This window comes from Aeromicrobium ginsengisoli (assembly GCF_004134905.2).
Lineage (GTDB): Bacteria > Actinomycetota > Actinomycetes > Propionibacteriales > Nocardioidaceae > Aeromicrobium > Aeromicrobium ginsengisoli.
The window spans coordinates 165,472-185,772 of record NZ_SDPQ02000001.1 but is presented as its reverse complement, the minus strand read 5'-3'; the positions used below and the strand labels follow the sequence as shown (position 1 = coordinate 185,772).

Below are 20,301 nucleotides of genomic sequence, written 5' to 3'. Positions count from 1 at the left end.
ATGACCGTTCAACGACCGAAAGAGGTGAGCAGCATGGCCCCCACGGTGCTCACCCTTGCCGAGCGGCGCCAGCAGCAGATCGCCCACGACGAGGAGCGTACGGCTCACCTGTCGTCGCGCGAGTCGCTGCTCGCGCCGAGGCGCAGCAACGACGAGCTCAAGGCGATCGCCGAGGCCGCTCAGGAGCGGTTCGCCGAGTCCGACACCGCCGAGATCCTCGCGTGGGTCGCCGAGGAGTTCGGCTACCGCACCGCTGTGGCCTGCTCGATGGCCGACGCCGTCCTGCCCCACGTCGTCGCCGGGCACCTCCCCTGGGTCGACACGCTGTTCCTCGAGACCGGCTACCACTTCGCCGAGACGATCGGCACCCGCGACGCCGTCGAGTCGTCGATGCAGCTCTCGATCGTCGACGTCAAGCCGCGCCGCAGCGTCGCCGAGCAGGACGCCGAGTTCGGCGAGAAGCTCTATGAACGCGACCCCGCACTGTGCTGCCAGATGCGCAAGGTCGAGCCACTCCACGACACGCTGCAGGGCTACGAGGTGTGGATCACCGGCGTACGCCGCGACGAGGCGCCGACGCGCGCCAACACCCCGTTCGTGACGTGGGACGACAAGAACGGCCTGGTCAAGGTCAATCCCCTCGCTGACTGGTCGTTCGACGAACTGCTCGCCTACGCCGACGACAACGACGTCATCGTCAACCCGCTCGTCAACGACGGCTACCCCTCGATCGGCTGCGCAACCTGCACCCGCCGGGTCGCCCCCGGCGAGGACCCGCGGGCCGGCCGCTGGGCGGGGCTCGACAAGACCGAGTGCGGCCTGCACGCCTGATCCCCTGCACCAGACATACGCAAAGGCACCGATGACCCTGATCGACGAACGCCGTCTCACCCAGCTCGAGTGGCTGGAGTCCGAGGCGATCCACATCATCCGTGAGGTCGCTGCCGAGTTCGAGCGTCCCGTGCTGCTGTTCTCCGGTGGCAAGGACTCGGTCGTGATGCTGCACCTCGCGGTCAAGGCGTTCTGGCCCGCCCCCGTGCCGTTCCCGGTCATGCACGTCGACACCGGGCACAACTTCCCTGAGGTGCTCGCGTTCCGCGACGCGACGGTCGAGCGACTGGGCCTGCGGCTCGAGGTCGCCAGCGTGCAGGACTACATCGACGACGGACGGCTGCGCGAGCGCAGCGACGGCACCCGCAACCAGTTGCAGACCCAGCCGCTGCTCGACGGCATCACGAGCCACAAGTTCGACGCGGTGTTCGGCGGCGGACGTCGCGACGAGGAGAAGGCCCGGGCCAAGGAGCGCGTCTTCTCGTTGCGCGACGAGTTCGGTCAGTGGGACCCCCGCAACCAGCGGCCCGAGCTATGGAACCTCTACAACGGCAAGCACCGCCCCGGAGAGCACGTACGCGTGTTCCCGCTCAGCAACTGGACCGAGCTCGACGTCTGGCAGTACATCGGCGCCGAGGACATCCAGCTCCCCGAGCTCTACTACGCGCACCAGCGTGAGGTGTTCGAGCGCGACGGCATGCTGATCAGCGTCAGCGAGGTGTCGCAACCGCGTGAGGGCGAGACCGTCGAGAAGCGCCAGGTGCGCTATCGCACGGTCGGCGACATGTCGTGCACCGGCGCCGTCGAGAGCGCTGCCGTCACGGTCGACGACGTGATCGTCGAGGTCGCTGCCACGCGGCTCACCGAGCGCGGCGCGACCCGAGCCGACGACCGTGCCTCCGAGGCAGCCATGGAAGACCGCAAGAAGGAAGGCTACTTCTGATGAGGACGCTGCTCCGCCTGGCGACCGCTGGCTCGGTCGACGACGGCAAGTCCACCCTCGTCGGGCGCCTCCTGTACGACTCCAAGTCCGTGCTCGCCGACCAGTTCGACGCCGTCGAACGAGTCAGCCGCGACCGTGGCCTCGCCTCGGCCGACCTCGCCCTGCTGACCGACGGGCTGCGCTCGGAGCGCGAGCAGGGCATCACGATCGACGTGGCCTACCGCTACTTCGCGACCGCCGAGCGCTCGTTCATCCTCGCCGACTGCCCCGGGCACGTGCAGTACACGCGCAACACCGTCACCGGTGCCAGCACCGCTGACGTCGTGGTGCTGCTGGTCGACGTGCGCCACGGCATCCAGGAGCAGACCCGCCGTCACCTCGCAGTCGCCTCACTCCTGCGGGTCCCACACGTCATCGTCGTGGTCAACAAGATCGACCTGGTCGACTTCGACGAGGAGACCTACAACCGGGTGTCCGACGAGGTCCTCGAGTCGGCCCGCAGCCTCGGCCTCTACGACGTCGCGACGATCCCGGTGTCGGCCCTCGACGGCGACAACGTCGTGGACCGGTCGGACCGTACGCCGTGGTACGACGGGCCCAGCCTGCTCGCGTACCTCGAGCAGCTCTCCCCCGTCGGCTCGCCGCAGTCCGAGCCGCTCCGCTTCCCCGTGCAGCTCGTGATCCGCCCGCAGTCGGCAGCCGGCGACGAGTTCCGCGACTACCGCGGCTATGCCGGCCAGATCGCGTCCGGCCTCGTGCGCGTCGGCGACGCCGTCACGGTGCAGCCGAGCGGACGTACGAGCACCGTCACGGGCATCGACTTCGCCGGCAAGGAGCTGGCCGAGGCGTTCGCCCCGCAGTCCGTGACCTTGCGGCTCGCCGACGACATCGACATCTCGCGCGGCGACCTGCTCGTGACGTCCCGCAGCGTCCCGCCTGTCACGCAGGACATCGACGGCACGATCACCTGGCTCGCCGAGGGCGCACTCGTGCCCGGCACGAAGGTGCTGCTCAAGCACGGCACCAAGACCGTCCAGGCCATGGTCAAGGGCATCGGCGGCAAGCTCGACCTCGACAACGCCCGGCTCCTGCCCGCCGAGTCGCTCGGCCTCAACGACATCGGCCACGTGACCCTGCGTCTTGCGGCACCGATCCCGGCTGAGGAGTACATCCACGCCCGCGGCACCGGCGCCTTCCTGCTGATCGACGCGCAGGACGGCGGCACGCTGGCCGCAGGCATGGTGGGCGATGCGCTGCTCGACACCAAGGCGGCCGTGGAAGCGATCGGCGAGACTACAGTTCTCGTATGACCTCGGGTACGAACGGAAGCTTTCCGCTCACCCTGCGTGTGACCGGCCGCACGGTCGTCGTCGTCGGTGGTGGACACGTCGCCACGCGGCGTACGCTCTCGCTGCTCGACGCCGGCGCACGGGTCGTCGTGATCGCTCCGGTGGTCTCCGACTCCCTCGCCTCGTCGATCGACCGGGGCGAGGTCGAGTGGGTCGCGCGGACCTATGAGAGCGGCGATCTCGACGGTGCATGGCTCGTGCAGACTGCGACCGCCGATCCGGCCGTCGACGGCCAGGTGGCTGACGACGCCGAGGCACGCCAGATCTGGTGCCTCAAGGGCGGCGACCCCGATCATGCGACCGCCTGGTCCCCCGCCGTCGCTCGCGTCGACGACGTCACGGTCGCGGTCAGCGGTGGCGGCGACGCCGGACGGGCTGCGGCGCTGCGCGACGGTGTGGCCGCCGCTCTGCAGTCGGGCGAGCTCCCGCTGCGCCACCGTACGCATCACCCCGACGGCTTCGTCGCCCTCGTCGGCGGCGGACCCGGCGATGCGGGCCTGCTGACCACACGCGGCCGGCGACTGCTGGCCGAGGCTGACGTCGTCGTGATCGACCGTCTCGCCCCCCACGGTGTGCTCGCGGAGCTGTCGCCCGACGTCGAGGTCATCGACGTCGGCAAGAAGCCCGACCATCACCCCATCCCCCAGGACGAGATCAACGCGATCCTCGTCGACCGCGCCAAGCAGGGCAAGATCGTCGTCCGGCTCAAGGGCGGCGACCCGTACGTCTTCGGGCGCGGCGGCGAGGAGCTCATCGCCTGCCGCGATGCCGGCATACCCGTCGAGGTCGTGCCGGGTGTCACGAGCGCGATCGCGGTGGCGGCGGCAGCGGGCATCCCGGTGACGCATCGAGGCGTCTCGCGTGGCTTCACGGTCGTCACCGGCCACGAGTCACTGGCCGATCTGCCGCGCAACCGGTCCCACACGATCGTCATGCTGATGGGCGTGAAGCGGCTCGCCGAGACCGCTGCCGAGCTCATCGCCGCAGGTCACGACTCCGAGACACCGGCCGCGCTCGTCGAGAGCGGCTACAGCGACGGGCAGCGGGTCACGGTCGGCACGCTGGCCACGATCGCCGACCGAGCAGCAGCCGTCGGCGCTGAACCCCCGGCCATCACGATCCTCGGCGACGTCGTCACGCTCTCCCCCGCCTGGCCCGGAGCCTGACCCGCTGACTCCCTGCCCCCGTTGAAGTCGACGATCTACCGGCCGAGCACTTCGTCGGCAAGGGGTGCGAGGTCGCTCAGGCGTGCATGGCGACGCGCGCCGCGAGCTGGTCGCGGACTGAGGAGCCGGAGGCCCGGGTCAGCCGTCCTGCGCCGCCAGCCACGCGTTGAGATGCTTCTCGCCCTGCCGCATCACGATGTGGTGCCCGGCGATGAACACCGGTCGCAGGAGCCACGATGTCCAGCGCATCCACCGCCGGTCCGTGGCCACCCGCCAGTCGATGTCCATCGCCGAGATGCCGTCGGTGAGCTCGACGAACGTGACGACTCCGCGACCGCGCAGATCACCCTCGGAGGTGAAGCTCAACAGGCTGGGACGCTGCGCCTCCAGGTTGGCGAGCCGGAACGTCACGGCATACCCGAGACCGCTGGCCGCCCGTACGTCGAGGTTGTCGCCGTCATACGCCGTGACCTGCACCGACGGCCACCACGGCAGCGGGTCCGGGGTCTCGAGCAGGGCCTCGAGCACGTCCCAGAGCGACTCCCGGCTGCGGTCGACCTGCCACCGCGAGAGCAGGACGTACTCGGAATTCATTCCAGACTTCTCCGTGTCGCTACCGAGGCTGGAGTGGCCATCGGGATTGAATGGATCTGGCCCTACGCGGTATGAGTGCGTAGGGCCTTAGCTCTGCCCTGACGACGTGGTGCGCCGCAGCCACCACAGTCCCACGAGCGGCAGCACGAGCGGCACGAACCCGTAGCCCTCGCCGAATCCCGACCACACCGTCTGGTCCGGGAACAGCGAGTCGTCGACGAGCGACAGCACGCCGGTGACGAGCACTCCGACGAGCTCGATGCTGATCGTCAGCAGCGCCAGCCCTCGCAGGCTGCGGGCCAGCGCGATCGTGGCGACCACGTAGACCACGCCGGCGAACGCCGACATCGAGTAGGCGAACGGCGCCTCGTCGGCCTTGGTCGCGAGCTGCACGATCGAGCGAGCCGAGGCGGCGAGCGCGAACACCGCGTAGATCGCGACGAGGACGCGGCCGAAGCCGTGGGAGGTGTCAGACATAGGCGTTCTTCCAGATGCCGAGCAGGCGTACGCACAGCACGGCGATCGTCAGCATCGCGACCACGACGACACCGGTCCCCCACCGCGACTTCTCGGCGATCCCCCACAGCACGGCGGCGGGCGGGATGACCACGATCGTGACGAGATAGGACACGAACAGCACCCCGTCCACGTCACGATCGGTCGACCCCAGGGCGATGCAGCCGCCGATCAGCAGGGCGATGAGCAGGACCTCGAGCGCCGCGACCGCGTAGAACAGCGGATTGCTGAACGGGCGCTGCTTCCAGGTGTGCCAACCGGCGAATGCTCCGACGAGGGCAGCAGCCAGGGCGACGACGTACGCCACGAGGTCGGTCACGCAATGCCTTCGTTCGGGGCCTCCTCGTGCGAGGTGGCGGTCAGGATCTCCGAGACCGAGTCTTCCACGAAGCGTCTCCACGTCGACAGGTGGCGGGCCATGAAGTGCCCGGCGCCCTCCACCGGCTGCCACGTCGCGCTCGTCGCAAGGTGCCGACTCCTCTCGACGTACGCCTTGCTGGCCGCCGGTGACGTCCACCGGTCCACCGTGCCGTGCAGCACCCGCAGGTAGCGGCCGCCGATCGCTCCGTTGGGCTCCCCAGGCGGCAGCCACGGCGCCAGCCCGACGACGCCGACCACGGCCGGGTCGTCGGCGGCACGGCAGGCCGTACGTCCGCCCATCGAGTGTCCGACCAGCACGACCGGTACGCCCGGGTGCTCCGCAGTCAGCTGGGCAAGTGCCCAGCGCGTGTCCCGGACGGGCGCGGGATCGGTCTCGGAGTTCCAGCCGCGCACGCGATACTGCAGCAGGGTCAGCGCGATCTCGTTGCGGCGGGCGAACCGTCGCAGTGAACGTGCCATGAGAGCCATCCGCCACCAGCTCGCGTGCGTGTTCTCGACGGGCTCGACATTCTGCTGCTGCCCGCCGTGGAGCAGCAGCACGATCGCCTTCGGATGATCAGGTGTCGTGTAGCGGTCGAGTCGTGGCCCTGGCATGTCATCGATGCTGTCACGGGGCCGAAACCTGCGCACAGCCAAGCGAGCGACCTCACACTCGCCAGACACCTGGTGCACGGCCGCTGCGCACGAGCAGACGTACGAGGTCATCCGCGGATGGTGGTGTCTCAGCCGAGACCCGGAAGCCCATCTCGGCGAACGACTCTCCCAGCAGAAGCGTCAGTCCGTCGTGAGCCGCGCTCACGACGTCAGCGTCGAAGTCGACCGCCTGCCCACGAGCCACAGCCAGGTCCCACGTGTGGATCACGGTCTCGGCGATCAGCTCGGCGAGCATGACGCGCATCGGGGTCTCCCCTCGGTACGGCATCGTGATCGTCTCGGCGTGCCGCGCTCGCAGGTTCGTGACCAGCGTCGCCGAGGCCGCGCGCAGGTCACCCCCGAGGTCGGAAGACGCTCGGTAGGTGGGCGATCCGTCGAGAACGGGCGCTTCACGATCAGCGGCGCAGGCGGCCGTCACCTGCTGCCAGCCGATGACGTGCTCGAGCAGCAGTCGTACGTTGAACTCGTCACACGGCGTCGGGCGCTCCAGATCCTGCGTCGTCAGTCCATCGGCGACCTGCAGAGTTGTGATCAGGACCGTCTCGAGCAGGTCGATGTCGCGTGCGGTCACGGGACGAACCTACCGACTCATCCGACCGTGACAGCGCTCATGTCATGATGTCCGGCATGTCCGAACCGATCGTCCTGATCTCCGCCGCCATGGCGGTGCCATCCGGCTTCTACCGGCCGCTCGTCGCGGAGTTCGAGCGACGCGGCTGGGCGGCCAAGGCGCTGTCGACTCGAGGCTTCGAGCGCGGCGAGCCGATCGCGTCGCGCTCACACGACTGGAGCTACGCCAGCGAGATGGCGGTGATCGCCGACGAGGTGGCCAAGGCACGAGCCGACCAGCCCGATCGTCCCGTGATCCTGCTGGGACACAGCCTCGGCGCACAGATCTCCGCCGGTCACGAGCTGCACCACGAGCCGAGCGACGGGTTCGTGGCCATCGGCGCCTCCGTGCCGCACTTCCGGTCGTACCCGATGGCTGGTCTGCCGGTGCTGTTCATGGGCGTCAGCGTGCCGGTCGTGGCGCGGATCCGGGGGTTCGTGCCCAAGCCGTTCTTCGGGGCGCCCGGTGCCCGTACGTTGATGCGTGAGTGGGCCCGGTTCGTCCGGTCCGGCAAGCCCCCGTTCGCCGTGCCACACCGGATCACGACCCCGTCGCTGGTCGTGCAGCTGCAGGGCGACACGTACGCGGTGTCCCGCTCCAACAAGATCTTCGTCGAGACGTTCCTCGACCCCGAGCACTCCACCCGCTGGGTCTACACGAAGGACGCCGTCCCCGAGGGCGGCACGACCCACCACGTCATGTGGGTCAAGACCCCGGGCCCCGTCGTGGACCGCATCGTCGACTGGTTCGCCACCGTCCGCTGACGAGTCACTCCCGTTGCGCTGAGGAGTCACTCCGGACGTGGTGAGGAGTCACTTCCAGTGCGCGAAGTGACTCGTCACCACGTCCGGAGTGACTCGTCAGCGTTGGTCGGCGAAGGCTTCGATCGGGGGGCAGGAGCAGGCGAGGTTGCGGTCGCCGTACGCCTGGTCGATCCGGCCGACCGGCGGCCAGTACTTGTCGTCCACCGAGCCGGCCGGGAACGCGCCGGTCTCGATCGAGTAGGCGTGCTGCCAGTCGAGCAGGTCGCGCATCGTGTGCGGGGCGTGCACGAGCGGGTTGTCGCCATCGGCGTACTCCCCCGCAGTCACCGCATCGATCTCGGCGCGGATCGCGAGCATCGCGTCGCAGAACCGATCGAGCTCGGCGAGGTCCTCGGACTCCGTCGGCTCGACCATCAGGGTCCCCGGCACCGGGAAGCTCATGGTGGGCGCGTGGAACCCGTAGTCGATGAGCCGCTTCGCGACGTCGTCGATGCTGAGCCCTGACGCCTTCGAGAGCGGCCGGACGTCGAGGATGCACTCGTGCGCCACGAGCCCGTTGTCGCCCGTGTAGAGCACCGGGAACGCGCTCTCGAGGCGCTTGGCGATGTAGTTGGCCGACAGCACGGCGACCGATGTCGCCTCGGTCAGGCCATCAGCGCCCATCATCGCGATGTACGCGTACGGGATCGGCAGGATGCCGGCCGATCCGTACGGCGCCGCGCTGATAGCGCCCACGCCCTCACGCTTGCTCTCCACGGGGTGCAGCGGGTGCGTCGGCAGGAACGGGACGAGGTGCTCCGCAACGGCGACCGGGCCAACGCCGGGGCCGCCGCCGCCGTGCGGGATGCAGAACGTCTTGTGCAGGTTGAGGTGCGAGACGTCGCCGCCGAACTGGCCGGGAGCCGCGTGGCCGAGCAGCGCGTTGAGGTTGGCGCCGTCGACGTACACCTGGCCGCCGTGGCTGTGCACGATGTCGCACAGCTCGGTGATGCCGTGCTCGTAGACGCCGTGCGTCGACGGGTACGTCACCATGATCGCGGCGAGATCGTCGGCGTGCGCCTCGCACTGCGCGCGCAGGTCGGCGAGGTCGACCTCGCCCTCGTCCGTCGACTTGACGATCACGACACGCATGCCGGCCATGACCGCGGATGCGGCGTTGGTGCCGTGCGCCGACGCCGGGATCAGGCAGACGTTGCGGTGGTCGTCGCCACGGCTCAGGTGGTACGCCCGGATGGCCAGCAGACCGGCGAACTCGCCCTGTGACCCGGCGTTGGGCTGGATCGACACGGCGGCATATCCGGTGACCTCAGCCAGCCAGGACTCGAGCGTCTCGACGAGCTCGATCATCCCGGCGGCGTCCTCGGCCGGCACGAACGGGTGCAGGTCGGCGAAGCCGGGCCAGCTGATGGGCTCCATCTCGGCCGTCGCGTTGAGCTTCATGGTGCACGAGCCCAGCGGGATCATGCCGCGGTCGAGGGCGTAGTCGCGATCGCTGAGCTTGCGCAGGTAGCGCAGCATCTGCGTCTCGCTGTGGTGCTCGTGGAACACCGGGTGCGTGAGGATCTCGTCCGTGCGCAGCAGCTCCGCCGGCAGGGACTCAGGCGCCTCGTCGACCCCGGCCACACCGAACGCGTTCCACACCGCGTCGAGGTGCGCACCCGTCGTCGTCTCGTTGGTCGTGATGCCGACGTGATCGGCGTCGACGAGCCTCAGGTGGACACCTGCCTCGCGCGCCTTGGCGACGATGCCGGCCGCCTCGCCCGGCACCTGCGCGACGACGGTGTCGAAGAAGCCGCCCTCGGCGACGTCGACTCCCCCAGCTCGCAGGCCGGCGGCCAGCAGCCGGGCCGAGCCGTTGACCTCACGGGCGATCTCGCGAAGGCCCTCAGGACCGTGGTAGACCGCGTACATCGACGCGGCAACGGCCAGGAGCACCTGTGCGGTGCAGATGTTGGACGTCGCCTTCTCGCGGCGGATGTGCTGCTCGCGGGTCTGCAGGGCCAGCCGGTACGCCGGACGGCCCGCGCTGTCGACAGAGACACCGACGAGGCGACCGGGCAGGTGCCGCTCCAGGCCTTCACGGACTGCCATGAAGCCCGCGTGCGGTCCGCCGTAGAACATCGGCACGCCGAACCGCTGGCTCGAGCCGACGACGACATCCGCGCCCATCGAGCCGGGCGACGCGAGCAGCGTGAGCGCCAGTGGGTCGGCCACCACGACGGCCAGGCCGCCAAAAGCGTGCGCCGCGTCGATCGCTGGCCGGGGGTCGACGATCTGGCCGTCAGTGCGCGGGTAGGCGATGATCGTGCCGGCAGCCTCGACCTCGGGCACGCCGGCCGCCAGGTCGGCCTCGACGAGCTCGATCCCGAGCGCCTCGGCACGCGTGTGCGTCACGGCGAGCGTCTGCGGGAGCAGCCCGGCGTCGATGATGATCGGCAGCGTGTCCTTGCCCTTGGTCGCCCGGCGGATCAAGGTCATGGCTTCGGCAACCGCGGTGCCCTCGTCGAGCAGTGACGAGTTCGCGGTCGTCAGACCGGTCAGGTCGGCGATGACGGTCTGGAAGTTGATCAGCGCTTCGAGCCGGCCCTGCGAGATCTCCGGCTGGTACGGCGTGTAGGCCGTGTACCAGGACGGGTCCTCCAGCACGTTGCGCCGGATCACGGGCGGCGTGACCGTCGGGTGGTAGCCCAGGCCGATCATCGCCACGCCAGGGTTGTTGCGTCCGGCGAGGTCACGCAGTGTCGCGAGCGCCTCGGTCTCGGTCTGCGCGGCCGGCAGGTTGAGTGCCGTGGCGCTGCGGATCCCGGAGGGGACGGCGGCGGCCATCAGGGCGTCGAGCGAGTCGTAGCCGACCCGGCGAACCATGGCGTCCTGGTCGGACGGGGTCGGACCGATGTGGCGACTGGCGAATGCGGATGGCACGAGGGAGCTCCCGAAGGTAGAGGCGTCGAACTACGCCTCCCCTTCTGTCACTCCCGGCCGCGAGGCTGAGGGCTCCAGAATTGCCTCGGTCGCGTGGTCCTTGGTGCCTGAGAGGTTCCGGGGAGGAATTGCCCCTTCGGCGCCGCCTGGGCGAACTCTCCCACGCGCGGTCGACAGCACCGCAAGCCTACCAAGGCGATGCCGAGGTCTGCTGCCTAGGAGCTCAGGCGGGCGCGGCGGCGAGCGGCGAGCTCGTCGTCGGCGAGGCTGATCTCGACAGCGCGCTCGCTCGGGAGCTCGTGGAGCGAGCCCTCGATCTCCTTCCACACACCGCCGATCGCGATGCCGAACACGCCCTGACCGCCCTGGAGCAGGTCGATGACCTCGTCGGCGGAGCGGCACTCGTAGACGCTGGCGCCGTCGCTCATGAGTGTGACCTGGGTCAGGTCGTCGGTGCCGCGGGCGCGGAGGTGGTCGATAGCGATGCGAATCTGCTGCAGCGAGACACCGGCGTCGAGCAGACGCTTGATGATCTTGAGCAGCAGGATGTCCTTGAACGAGTAGAGGCGCTGCGTGCCGGAGCCGGTCGCCGAACGTACGGTCGGCTCGACCAGTCCGGTGCGGGCCCAGTAGTCGAGCTGGCGGTAGGTGATCCCGGCGGCGCTGCAGGCGGTCGGGCCGCGGAATCCCGCGTCCTCAGGGAGCGGCGAGACATCATCGGTGAACAGGAGGCCTTGGTCGCTGGCCTCTGCCACGGCTTGCGTGGTGGCCGTGACGTCGTCGCGTGACTCGATCATCGAGAATGCCTTCCAATGCTGGTATTGGGGAAGACTACCTCCACGAACTACATCCGTGTACCTTCGGTAGTTCTCTCAAGGTAAGGGTGAGACTTTGCCAAAGCAACGACCAAGCGCAAAACCGGGCGTGTCGCCGGCCTGAAGTCTCACTTCAGGGTTGAGGGTTGCCGCTTGCGCGAGCCTCTTCCGACTCACGGGGTTTCGTCATCAGGCGGCTTCGCCGCGATCGCTCAACCTGGTTCGACGCTCGTTCGCAGAGCTCACTCGGTCTCACCAAAGTCTTCGGGCGAGATCTCGTCGAGGAACTCGCGGAACTTCTCGATCTCCTCGTCCTCGTCGGTCGTCGCCAGGATGCCGGCTTCATCGAGGACGTCCTCGGCACACAGGATCCGTGCGCCCGAACGCAGTGCGAGGGCGATCGAGTCGGACGGCCGCGCCTCCACCTCGGAGCCCGAGGCGAAGATCAGGTTGGCGTAGAAGATGCCGTCACGCACGTCGATGATCTGCACCTCGGTGAGCTCATCGCCCAGTGCCTCGACGATGTGCTGCATCAGCTCGTGGGTCAGTGGTCGCGCCGTCACAGTGCCCTGCTGGGAGTACGCGATGGCGGATGCCTCGACGGCACCGATCCAGATCGGCAAGTAGCGACCACCGTCGAGCTCTCGAAGGAGCACGAGCGGCTGGTTGGTCGGCATCTCGACCCGGACTCCGACGACTTCGACCTCGCGCACCGGGCTAACCGCGCAATCGGCTTCTGACCAGGACGGTCTGCAGGCGCACGGACAGCGCAGCGAGGGCTGACACGGCCTGCTCACTGGCCTCCTTGTCGAGCTGACGGGCCCGCGGGGTCACGACCTGCTCGAACAGGGCCACCTCACGATCGGCGGCCGTCCGGAAGATGCGCAGGTGCCGCGGTTCGATGCCGAGCTCGACGAACTGTCCCACCAGCGCGGCAACCTGCAGGGCCTCGCCGTCGTAATAGGTCTGGGTGGGCCGACGATCGATCAGGCCGAACTCCTCGATCGCGTCTAGCGTGTCCGAGTCGATGCCGGCGGACTCGAGCAGCTCTTCGCGCGACAGGCGCACATGGCTCTTGGGCTCGGCGAACGTGTCAGCGGTCGGCAGGTCGTCAGCCGCGAGGCTCAGCCGGGGCACGCGAGTCACTCCGCCGAGCTCGGTGTCGGGCACGACGCCGCGGTCCAGGTCGTCGAGGACCTGCCGGATGTGGCTCAGGGGCCAGAACTTGTCGCGCTGCTGGCGCAGGATGAATCGCAGCCGCTCGACGTCACCGAACGAGAACTTGCGATAGCCCGAAGACGTACGCTCCGGCTCCAGCAGTCCCTCGGACTCGAGGTAGCGGATCTTGGTGATCGTGAGATCGGGGAACTCTGGCAGGAGCTCGTCGAGCACCTTGCCGATGCCGAGGCGAGACAGCTCCGGCAGCGGCTCCGTCACGCCTGGTCCTTCAGTGCTCCGGCGAAGTAGATCAGGCGGTACTTGCCGATCTGCACCTCATCGCCGCCCGCCAGCGTCACTTCGCTGTCGATGCGGTCACGGTTGACGTAGCTGCCGTTGAGGCTGCCGAGGTCGGCGATCGCGTAGCCCGCCTCGCTGCGCGTGAAGGTTGCGTGGCGCCTCGAGACGCTGATGTCGTCGAGGAAGATGTCGCTGTCGGGGTGCCGCCCCACGGTCACGACATCGCTGTCGAGCAGGAACCGCGCACCCGAGTCGGGGCCGCGCTGCACCAGCAGCATCGCGCTCCCGGCCGGCAGGTTCTCGACCGCCGAGACGTCGGACGCAGACATCTCCTCGGTGTCGGCGTCGAGGATGGGGATGTGCGTCGTGTCATCGCTCGGAGGCACCGGTCCGGCGGTTCCGTCGGGCTCGTGGTCCGGCGTTGACATCGGGTTCACTCCTGAAAAGTCGTGGTCTTGAGTACGGGTTGAGACTTCATCTCCAACTTAGCACCCGCGCGATCGCGACACGCCGTGATCGTCAGTCGGAGACGAGCGCGGAGTAGGCCTCGGCCTCGAGCAGGGCCGCGGTGGGCTCCTCCTCGGACGTGCGCAGCTTGATGAGCCAGCCCTCGCCGTAAGGGTCGGAGTTGATGACCTCGGGCCCGCCGTCGAGCGCATCGTTGCGGGACACGACCTCACCGGACAGCGGCGAGAAGATGTCGGACACGGACTTGGTCGACTCGAGCTCGCCGATCACGGCGCCGGCCTCGACCCGGTCCCCCACCGCAGGCAGCTCGACATAGACGATGTCGCCGAGCTGGTCCTGCGCGAAGTCGGTGATGCCGATCGTCGCGATGTCCTCGTCGAGGCGCACCCACTCGTGCTCTTCGCTGTAGTAGAGGTCCTCAGGGATCACCGCGTGCTCCTAGCCGGTCAGGATGATGGTCGAGCGTACTCAGGTGTCGTGACGTCGGCCAGCGCCGTGATCGTGACCTTGTCCTGCTTGGTCACGGTCGCCGTGCCACCGCGCGTCGTGATCGTGTCGATGAGTCCGCCGGGAAAGCGTACCGCCCCCGCGAGCACCGACGGGTCCCCTATCGCCTCGATCACGTAGGGCCGCTTGATCTCGCGTCCGCCGACCCGGATCTCGTCGTCCTCGTCGAGGAAGTAGGTCTGCGCGATGACGCGGGCCACGCCGTTGATCGCGATGGCCTCGGCGCCGGCATCGCGGAGCTCCTCGATCGCGTCGAGCAACGCCGAGGCGTCGATGTCCTTGTCGGGGTCCTGGATGATGACCTCCACGCCGGGTCCCGTGGCGCCGGACGTGCCGGCGAGGATCGCGAGCTGCTCGGCGCGGAGCTTCGCCTGCTTCTCGGCCTTCTCGGTGCGCTTGGTGCTGCTGAGGAGGCCGTTGCGGGTCTTCGTGAGCTCGTCGATCTGGGTGCCGAGTCGTTCGTTGGCGGCATCGAGGGACTTCAACAGCTCGACCAGGTCGTCTCCGCGTACGTTCGAGTAGTCGTCGTTGTCCTTCTCGTGGACCTGCGCCACGATCGCGAGACCGAGAATGCCCAGCAGGACGGCTACCGTGACCAGGGGAAAGGTCGGCCGCAGGAGCGACCGCCACCGCGACTCAGGCATGGAAGATCCTCCGTCGGATCGCCGCCGCGTTGGCGAAGATGCGGATGCCCAGCACGACCACGACTCCGGTCGACAGTTGTGAACCCACACCGAGCTGGTCGCCGAGATAGACCATGAACGCGGCGATCACGACGTTGGAGATGAACGACACCACGAACACCCGGTCGTTGAAGCGCCGCTCTCCCAGAGCACGCAGAGCACCGATGACAGCGTCGAGCGCCGCGACGATCGCGATCGGGAGGTACGGCTGCAGGTCCGTTGGCACGGTCGGCTCGAAGAGGAGTCCGGCCGCAATGCCGATGGCCAGGCCGATGACCGGGATCATTCTTCCCCCTTGATGGCTGTCGCGTGACGGATCGTCATGCGCTTCTTGGGTACTGCGGGAACGGACAGGTCAGACGATGGTGTCATGCCGAACTGCACGGCAGCATTCTCTTGCCGCGCAGCCCAGTAGTGGCCCGCCGGGTTGTCCTGGAACCGTTGCATCAGCGTGTCGTTCGGGCCGATCGCGACGACGCGGTAGGGCGGGGCGATGTCGGTGTAGTTGACGTTGATCGCATCGTTGGCGAAGTGGATGCCGGTGAGATTGCCGATGCGCTGGCCGTTGATCGCCACGGCCTCGGCGCCGGCGTACCAGAGCCCGTTGACCAGGATCTGGAGGTCGCCGTCGGTGATCGAGCCGTCGAGGTTGTCCTGCGTGCTGGGGCTCACGATGACCGTGATGCCGGGGCCCGAGACGGCAAGATCGCCGGTCTCGACCCGGACGTCCTGATAGGCCGGGTCGAACCGGTCGACGGACGCCGACAGGTCGGCCACCTGCTTGCGGAGTCGCTCGGCCGTCGCCTCTCGGTTGGCTTGGAGCTTCTTGCGCGCCGCGACGTCGCTGATGAGCGTGCTGCGCTCGCGCTCGGTCGCCGGGCGGTCGTTGCGGGTCTGGACAGCGGCCATCATCACGAGCACGGCGAAGGCCGCGAGGACGAGCGCCGTGAGCGGCGTGTTGAACTCCCGCGACTGGGCGTAGTCGCCAGCGCGTACGACGTAGTAGTCGTCGTCGAGCGCGGTGTCCGCGATCTGCTCGAGCAGGCCTTCGGCCCGCTGTGGCGCCTCCGGCTCGGACATGTCAGCTCCGGACCACGGGGGCTGTCGACGTCATGAGCCGGCGCACCTGGAAGGCGTACAGGACGCCACCCCACCAGTAGAGCGCCACACCCCAGATCGTGAACGCCCAGCCGAACACGTTGGCGAGGTCGGCCACGGTGCCGGTCGCGTCGCCGAGCAGCAGCAGCGGGAAGGCGTAGAGCAGGCTCGCCGTGGCGGCCTTGCCGAGGAAGTGGACCGGCAGTGAGCTGTAGCCGCGCGTGCGCAGGAACGGCACGAGGCTGAACAGGAAGACGTCGCGCAGCGGCAGGATCACGGCGAGCCACCACGGGATGATGTCGCGGTAGCCGAGCCCGATCACGACGGCCAGGATGAAGAACCGATCAGCGACGGGGTCGAGGATCGCGCCGATCTTGGACGTCTGGTTGAGCCGGCGGGCCAGCTTGCCGTCGAGGTAGTCGGTGATGCCGGAGACCATCAGGACGGCCAGCGCGAGCTCGTCGTATCTCGGCCCGAGCACGAGCCAGAGGAACACCGGGACGAGCAACAGGCGCACGAAGCTGAGGGCGTTGGGGATCGTGAGGATGCGCTCCTCCATCTCGATCCTCCTCGTACGTCGTGGCCGTTGGTCGTGGTCGGTCCCCCGGAATGTCCACAGACAGACTAGGACATGCGTACCGCTCGTCGGCCCGCGGACACGGGCGCGCTGCCCACGGGTTGGGCACCGGCGTTGCGTACGGGAACAGGACTGACAGACTGGCAGTTGAAACGCATACAACTACACAACGGGCACACGAGGTGCCCACGTCCCGAGGAGGATCGTGGCTGACTACACACTTCCGGATCTGCCGTACGACTACGGCGCACTGGATCCGCACATTTCGGGCAAGATCATGGAGCTTCACCACTCGAAGCACCATCAGAACTACGTCAACGGCCTGAACACCGCGCTCGAGAAGCTCGAAGAGGCGCGCAGCACCGAGGCCCACGACACGATCAACCTGCTGGAGAAGAACCTCGCGTTCAACCTCGGCGGTCACATCAACCACTCGATCTTCTGGACGAACCTCTCCCCCGAGGGCGGCGACAAGCCCGACGGCGAGCTCGGCGCGGCGATCGATGACAACTTCGGCTCGTTCGACGCGTTCCGTGCGCAGTTCGAGGCGTCGGCGCTGGGCCTGCAGGGCTCCGGCTGGGCGATCCTGGCCTGGGACACGCTGGGCCAGCGGCTGATCAACGTGCAGCTGTTCGACCAGCAGAACAACATCCCGGCGACGCTGATCCCGATCATCCAGCTGGACATGTGGGAGCACGCGTTCTACCTCGACTACCTCAACGTCAAGGGCGACTACGTCAAGGCGTGGTGGAACATCGCCAACTGGGCTGACGCCCAGCGGCGCTTCAGCGCGGCAACCTCCGGCGGCCAGATCATCTTCTGACCGACGACACGGCCGACGGCGGGATCCCTCAGGGGTCTCGCCGTTTTCCGTGCTCGGCGAGGTCGCGCAGGCGGGCGTTGTAGGCCTCGAGCTGCTCGTCGCCCGTACGACTCTCCGAACGGTCGAACCGCTTCGCCTCGCGGGCATCGGACTTGAACCACTGCACGAGGATCGCGGCCATCACCAGGATCAGCGGGATCTCGCCCATCGCCCACGCCATCCCGCCGCCGAGGTACTGGTCGGCGAGCAGGTCCGTGCGATAGGGCCGGTCCAGGGAACGCCAGTAGTCGCCGGCGAACACCGTGTTGGACGACATCACCGCGACAGCGAAGAACGCGTGGAACGGCACGGTGACCAGCAGCATCCCGAAGCGTACGAGCGGTTGAATCGCCCGTGGCGCGGGGTCGACGCCGATCAGGACGTAGTAGAACAACGTGCCGACGGCGAGGAAGTGCAGCTCCATGAGCGCGTGGCCCCAGTGGTTGCCCATGAGCGACTCGAAGGCGCCGCTGAAGTAGAGGCCGTAGAGGCTGCCGACGAACAGCACCGGCGGAATGATCGGGTGAGTGAAGAACCGCGAGAACCGCGAGTGCAGGAATGACAGGAGCATCGCGCGCGGTGACACCTCGCCCGGCTGTCGCGGCCCCGGGAGCGTGCGCAGCGCCAAGGTCATGGGTGCGCCGAGGACGAGGAAGATCGGCGCGACCATCGACAGCAGCATGTGTGACGCCATGTGGGCGCTGAACAGGACGTGTGAATAAACGCCCAGACCGCCGAACGTGGCCCACGCGATGACCAGCATGCCGAACAGCCACGAGATCGTACGTCCGGCGGGCCACGCGTCGCCGCGACGGTGCATCGCCCAGACGCCGCGCAGGTAGAGCGCCGTGCCAAGGCAGACGACCGCCAGACCGACACCGTTGCCGGACCAGCCCCACAGCAGGCGCAGGACAGTCGGCGCCGGTGGAAGTGGGCCACCGAGCAACTCCTCGATCGGCGTGTTGAACACGTTGTTGCCGACGGGCGTCGGGGTGCGCGACAACGCCACCGCCAGCCCCATAGTGGCGGCCATGATGAACAGCTCCATGATGGCGAGCCGCAGGAATCCGGCGCCCTGGCTCCTGATCCGGCGCCGCTGCTGCCAGCCCAGCCAGCCGAGGACCGCGAGCGCCGCGACCTTGAGCAGGACCAGTCGACCGTATGCCGACCCGAAGACCTCACCGACCGAGCCCAGGCGCACCGAGGCGTTGACGACGCCTGAGACGCCGATGATGACGAACGCCCACGTGGCCAGCGCCGAGAACCGGGCGACAGCGGCCTCGAGCCGCTTGCTGCCATGCGTCGCGACCCAGCCGAGCGCGGCGAGCCCCCCCACCCACAGCGTCACGCCCAGCAGGTGCAGCAGCAGGCTCGTCGTGGCCAGGTCGTGTGACCCCGACGACGCAGAATGGCCCGTGAGCGCGATCGGCGCCATGCCGGCCAGCGCGAAGCCGAGCAGGGCGGCCAGCGACCGGGTGCCGAGCGTCCAGCGTGCGCCGACCGCCACGACGGCCGCCAGCAGTGCCTGGAGCAGGATCGCGCGGCCTTCGGACGCCTGTGCGTAGCCGGTGATGTAGGGCCACCTGAGCCCGGTCAGCGGGGCGGCGAACGTCTCGCCAACCTTGATGAAGAAGTAGAAGACGCTGGCGACCGCCCACACCGTCGCCCAGCGCGCGGCGATGCGTACGGCGCGGACCGAGAGTCCCTCGACCTCGTTGCCCGACGACGGCAGCAGGAACACCGCGGCCGCGAGGAAGCCGATCACCAGCACCGCCGAGGCATCGGTCAGCAGCTTGGTGAACGGGACGGCCCAGCCGATGAAGCCGCCCGCGCTGGGGATGCCTGCCAGGGCGATCTGGGGCGCCCCTCCCCCGATCTCCAGCAACGCGACCAGCGTGAAGCCGGCCAGCAGGAAGGCCAGGACCACGTCACGGGTTGCGCGTGTCATCTCGCCTCCTCAACGGTGCGAGAAGCAGGGCGATCGCCACGGCCGCGGCGAGGATGCCCCAGAACAGGTGGGCACTGTGGCGGTGGATGAACGTCTCCTCGTTGGGTGGCTCGACCTGCTTGACCGTGCGGCCGGTCGTCGCCGAGTAGTGGATCGTGCCCTCGACGGGATGGCCGTCGGCCGAGACGACGCGGTAGGACGCGGTGTAGCGACCCTTCTGGTCGACGTCGGCGACCGTGCCGGTCACGCGGTTGTCGACGGCCCGGACCCTAGTCACGTCGACCTTGCTGCCGTTGGGCGCGGTGACCGAGATGTAGGCCGGGTTGCCGACGTTCTCGTTGAACGTGAACGTGATCCCCGATGGGGCGGTCCGCAGAGTCGCCCCGTCCTTGGGGTCGGACCCGACGAGCGACGCATGCGCCGACGCCGGGCCCGACCCCACCAGAAGCAGGACGAGGCTCAGGAGAGCCGCGCGGAGAACGACGTTACGCACGACGTCGATTCTCCCGCAGAGCCACAAGAAGGGCGACGGCCGCCACCGCCAGGGCACCGCCGCCGAGCCACCGACCCGTGGTGTCGGCATCGCTCGTGCTCTTCGGCGTGCTGGCGTCAGCTGCGGAGTCCTCGACGGGTGCCGAGAGGCTGAGCGTCGGCGCCGGGTGCTCGGGCTCGGTGTCGCCCTTCTGGATCTGGTCCCAGACGACGACCTTGCCGTCGCTGTAGGTCTGCTTGGCCGTGAACGCGATCGTGTCGGCATCCGGGAACGGCCCGCCCGAGATCGCAAACTCGTCGAACTGCGAAGGCGGGATGCCCGCGCCGGTCGACGTCCAGGTGACGGTGCGTACGGCCTTGGTGAGCTCGAAGTCGCCGACCTTGGTCGGCTTGGCGAGCTTGGCCTCCTTGATCGTGACCTTCCAGCCCGGCTTGGTCTGCGCGTTGAGGAAGGCGAACGGCGTGTCCTGGGGCAGCGTGATGACGAGCTTGGTCGTCGACGCCGTCTCGGACTCGGTCGGCACGCGGAAGACCGCCTTGCCGAACCCGCCCGGCGACGCATCGGTCGACGAGACGCTGACGTGCGCGAAAGCCGGGCCGGCGATGCCCACGAGGGCAACCGTGATGAGCGCAGCAGACAGCCGCGCGGTGGTGCGATTCATG

General features: G+C 68.5%; 24 protein-coding genes and 1 riboswitch. Of the genes, 6 read left to right on the top strand and 18 right to left on the bottom strand.

The window, feature by feature from the left end; genetic code table 11:
* Positions 1 to 33 precede the first annotated feature (33 nt).
* Genes ESP70_RS01000 through cobA form a run of 4 tightly spaced genes read left to right on the top strand, consistent with a single transcriptional unit; the run spans position 34 to position 4,289 of the window.
* Entirely contained in the window at positions 34 to 831 is a 798-nt protein-coding gene (locus ESP70_RS01000; RefSeq protein ID WP_149687525.1) for a phosphoadenylyl-sulfate reductase, read from the top strand.
* A gap of 31 nt (positions 832 to 862) precedes the next feature.
* Positions 863 to 1,774 carry a sulfate adenylyltransferase subunit CysD gene (gene cysD, locus ESP70_RS00995; RefSeq protein WP_149687524.1) on the top strand — a complete coding sequence of 304 codons (912 nt, stop codon included), beginning with the start codon at positions 863 to 865 and terminating at the stop codon, positions 1,772 to 1,774.
* Positions 1,774 to 3,084 carry a sulfate adenylyltransferase subunit 1 gene (locus ESP70_RS00990; RefSeq protein ID WP_149687523.1) on the top strand — a complete coding sequence of 437 codons (1,311 nt, stop codon included), beginning with the start codon at positions 1,774 to 1,776 and terminating at the stop codon, positions 3,082 to 3,084. Before cysD ends, ESP70_RS00990 begins: the two co-directional genes overlap by 1 nt.
* Complete coding sequence (gene cobA, locus ESP70_RS00985; protein WP_149687522.1) at positions 3,081 to 4,289, top strand: uroporphyrinogen-III C-methyltransferase; 1,209 nt, start codon at positions 3,081 to 3,083, stop codon at positions 4,287 to 4,289. The genes ESP70_RS00990 and cobA overlap by 4 nt, the downstream gene beginning before the upstream one ends.
* A 138-nt stretch (positions 4,290 to 4,427) precedes the next feature.
* On the opposite strand, the gene ESP70_RS00980 is transcribed toward cobA, so the two are convergent.
* The 5 genes from ESP70_RS00980 to ESP70_RS00960 form a co-directional block, all read right to left on the bottom strand.
* Positions 4,428 to 4,883, bottom strand: a complete 456-nt coding sequence (locus ESP70_RS00980; RefSeq protein WP_149687521.1) for an SRPBCC family protein — start codon at positions 4,881 to 4,883, stop codon at positions 4,428 to 4,430.
* Positions 4,884 to 4,970: 87 nt separating this feature from the next.
* A complete protein-coding gene (locus tag ESP70_RS00975; RefSeq protein WP_149687520.1) occupies positions 4,971 to 5,360 on the bottom strand; it encodes a hypothetical protein in 390 nt (129 codons plus the stop codon).
* A complete protein-coding gene (locus ESP70_RS00970; protein WP_149687519.1) occupies positions 5,353 to 5,718 on the bottom strand; it encodes a hypothetical protein in 366 nt (121 codons plus the stop codon). The genes ESP70_RS00975 and ESP70_RS00970 overlap by 8 nt, the downstream gene beginning before the upstream one ends.
* The gene (locus ESP70_RS00965; protein WP_149687518.1) at positions 5,715 to 6,374 is read right to left on the bottom strand and encodes an alpha/beta hydrolase; all 660 of its coding nucleotides are present in this window, start codon (positions 6,372 to 6,374) and stop codon (positions 5,715 to 5,717) included. The genes ESP70_RS00970 and ESP70_RS00965 overlap by 4 nt, the downstream gene beginning before the upstream one ends.
* 52 nt (positions 6,375 to 6,426) lie before the next feature.
* Positions 6,427 to 7,005, bottom strand: coding sequence for a TIGR03086 family metal-binding protein (locus ESP70_RS00960; RefSeq protein WP_149687517.1), 579 nt, complete (start codon positions 7,003 to 7,005; stop codon positions 6,427 to 6,429).
* Between the two features lie 56 nt (positions 7,006 to 7,061).
* On the opposite strand from ESP70_RS00960, the gene ESP70_RS00955 reads away from it, so the two are divergent.
* Positions 7,062 to 7,808 (top strand): alpha/beta fold hydrolase, encoded by a 747-nt coding sequence (locus tag ESP70_RS00955; RefSeq protein WP_149687516.1) that lies wholly within the window; start codon positions 7,062 to 7,064, stop codon positions 7,806 to 7,808.
* Between the two features lie 96 nt (positions 7,809 to 7,904).
* On the opposite strand, the gene gcvP is transcribed toward ESP70_RS00955, so the two are convergent.
* From gcvP to clsA, 10 genes are all read right to left on the bottom strand, one after another.
* The gene (gene gcvP, locus ESP70_RS00950) at positions 7,905 to 10,730 is read right to left on the bottom strand and encodes an aminomethyl-transferring glycine dehydrogenase (protein ID WP_149687515.1); all 2,826 of its coding nucleotides are present in this window, start codon (positions 10,728 to 10,730) and stop codon (positions 7,905 to 7,907) included.
* An 84-nt stretch (positions 10,731 to 10,814) separates the two neighbouring features.
* Positions 10,815 to 10,903, bottom strand: a riboswitch (glycine riboswitch).
* Between the two features lie 42 nt (positions 10,904 to 10,945).
* On the bottom strand, positions 10,946 to 11,527 hold the full coding sequence (locus tag ESP70_RS00945) for a MerR family transcriptional regulator (protein ID WP_149687514.1): 582 nt from the start codon (positions 11,525 to 11,527) through the stop codon (positions 10,946 to 10,948).
* 260 nt (positions 11,528 to 11,787) lie between these two features.
* Positions 11,788 to 12,258: a bifunctional nuclease family protein gene (locus ESP70_RS00940; RefSeq protein WP_149687513.1), complete on the bottom strand. Its 471-nt coding sequence runs from the start codon at positions 12,256 to 12,258 to the stop codon at positions 11,788 to 11,790.
* Positions 12,259 to 12,262: 4 nt separating this feature from the next.
* Positions 12,263 to 12,982 carry a transcriptional regulator FtsR gene (gene ftsR / locus ESP70_RS00935; RefSeq protein ID WP_188110427.1) on the bottom strand — a complete coding sequence of 240 codons (720 nt, stop codon included), beginning with the start codon at positions 12,980 to 12,982 and terminating at the stop codon, positions 12,263 to 12,265.
* A complete protein-coding gene (locus ESP70_RS00930) occupies positions 12,979 to 13,431 on the bottom strand; it encodes an FHA domain-containing protein (RefSeq protein ID WP_149687512.1) in 453 nt (150 codons plus the stop codon). The genes ftsR and ESP70_RS00930 overlap by 4 nt, the downstream gene beginning before the upstream one ends.
* A gap of 91 nt (positions 13,432 to 13,522) precedes the next feature.
* A complete protein-coding gene (gcvH, locus tag ESP70_RS00925) occupies positions 13,523 to 13,900 on the bottom strand; it encodes a glycine cleavage system protein GcvH (RefSeq protein WP_149687511.1) in 378 nt (125 codons plus the stop codon).
* A gap of 17 nt (positions 13,901 to 13,917) precedes the next feature.
* Entirely contained in the window at positions 13,918 to 14,622 is a 705-nt protein-coding gene (locus ESP70_RS00920) for a DUF881 domain-containing protein (protein WP_149687510.1), read from the bottom strand.
* The gene (locus ESP70_RS00915) at positions 14,615 to 14,947 is read right to left on the bottom strand and encodes a small basic family protein (RefSeq protein ID WP_056214038.1); all 333 of its coding nucleotides are present in this window, start codon (positions 14,945 to 14,947) and stop codon (positions 14,615 to 14,617) included. Before ESP70_RS00915 ends, ESP70_RS00920 begins: the two co-directional genes overlap by 8 nt.
* A complete protein-coding gene (locus tag ESP70_RS00910; protein ID WP_149687509.1) occupies positions 14,944 to 15,741 on the bottom strand; it encodes a DUF881 domain-containing protein in 798 nt (265 codons plus the stop codon). The genes ESP70_RS00915 and ESP70_RS00910 overlap by 4 nt, the downstream gene beginning before the upstream one ends.
* A gap of 1 nt (position 15,742) precedes the next feature.
* Positions 15,743 to 16,318, bottom strand: coding sequence for a cardiolipin synthase ClsA (gene clsA, locus ESP70_RS00905; protein WP_149687508.1), 576 nt, complete (start codon positions 16,316 to 16,318; stop codon positions 15,743 to 15,745).
* A 223-nt stretch (positions 16,319 to 16,541) separates the two neighbouring features.
* Here clsA and ESP70_RS00900 point away from each other — a divergent pair, with 223 nt between their 5' ends.
* Positions 16,542 to 17,159, top strand: coding sequence for a superoxide dismutase (locus ESP70_RS00900; RefSeq protein WP_056214047.1), 618 nt, complete (start codon positions 16,542 to 16,544; stop codon positions 17,157 to 17,159).
* Positions 17,160 to 17,187: 28 nt separating this feature from the next.
* Here ESP70_RS00900 and ESP70_RS00895 read toward each other — a convergent pair whose 3' ends face one another.
* From ESP70_RS00895 to ESP70_RS00885, 3 genes are read right to left on the bottom strand one after another with little or no spacing between them, the layout of a single operon-like run.
* Positions 17,188 to 19,146, bottom strand: coding sequence for a bifunctional copper resistance protein CopD/cytochrome c oxidase assembly protein (locus ESP70_RS00895; protein ID WP_149687507.1), 1,959 nt, complete (start codon positions 19,144 to 19,146; stop codon positions 17,188 to 17,190).
* The gene (locus ESP70_RS00890) at positions 19,127 to 19,639 is read right to left on the bottom strand and encodes a copper resistance CopC family protein (protein WP_188110425.1); all 513 of its coding nucleotides are present in this window, start codon (positions 19,637 to 19,639) and stop codon (positions 19,127 to 19,129) included. The genes ESP70_RS00895 and ESP70_RS00890 overlap by 20 nt, the downstream gene beginning before the upstream one ends.
* Complete coding sequence (locus tag ESP70_RS00885) at positions 19,632 to 20,300, bottom strand: YcnI family copper-binding membrane protein (protein WP_149687505.1); 669 nt, start codon at positions 20,298 to 20,300, stop codon at positions 19,632 to 19,634. The genes ESP70_RS00890 and ESP70_RS00885 overlap by 8 nt, the downstream gene beginning before the upstream one ends.
* Position 20,301: the final 1 nt, after the last annotated feature.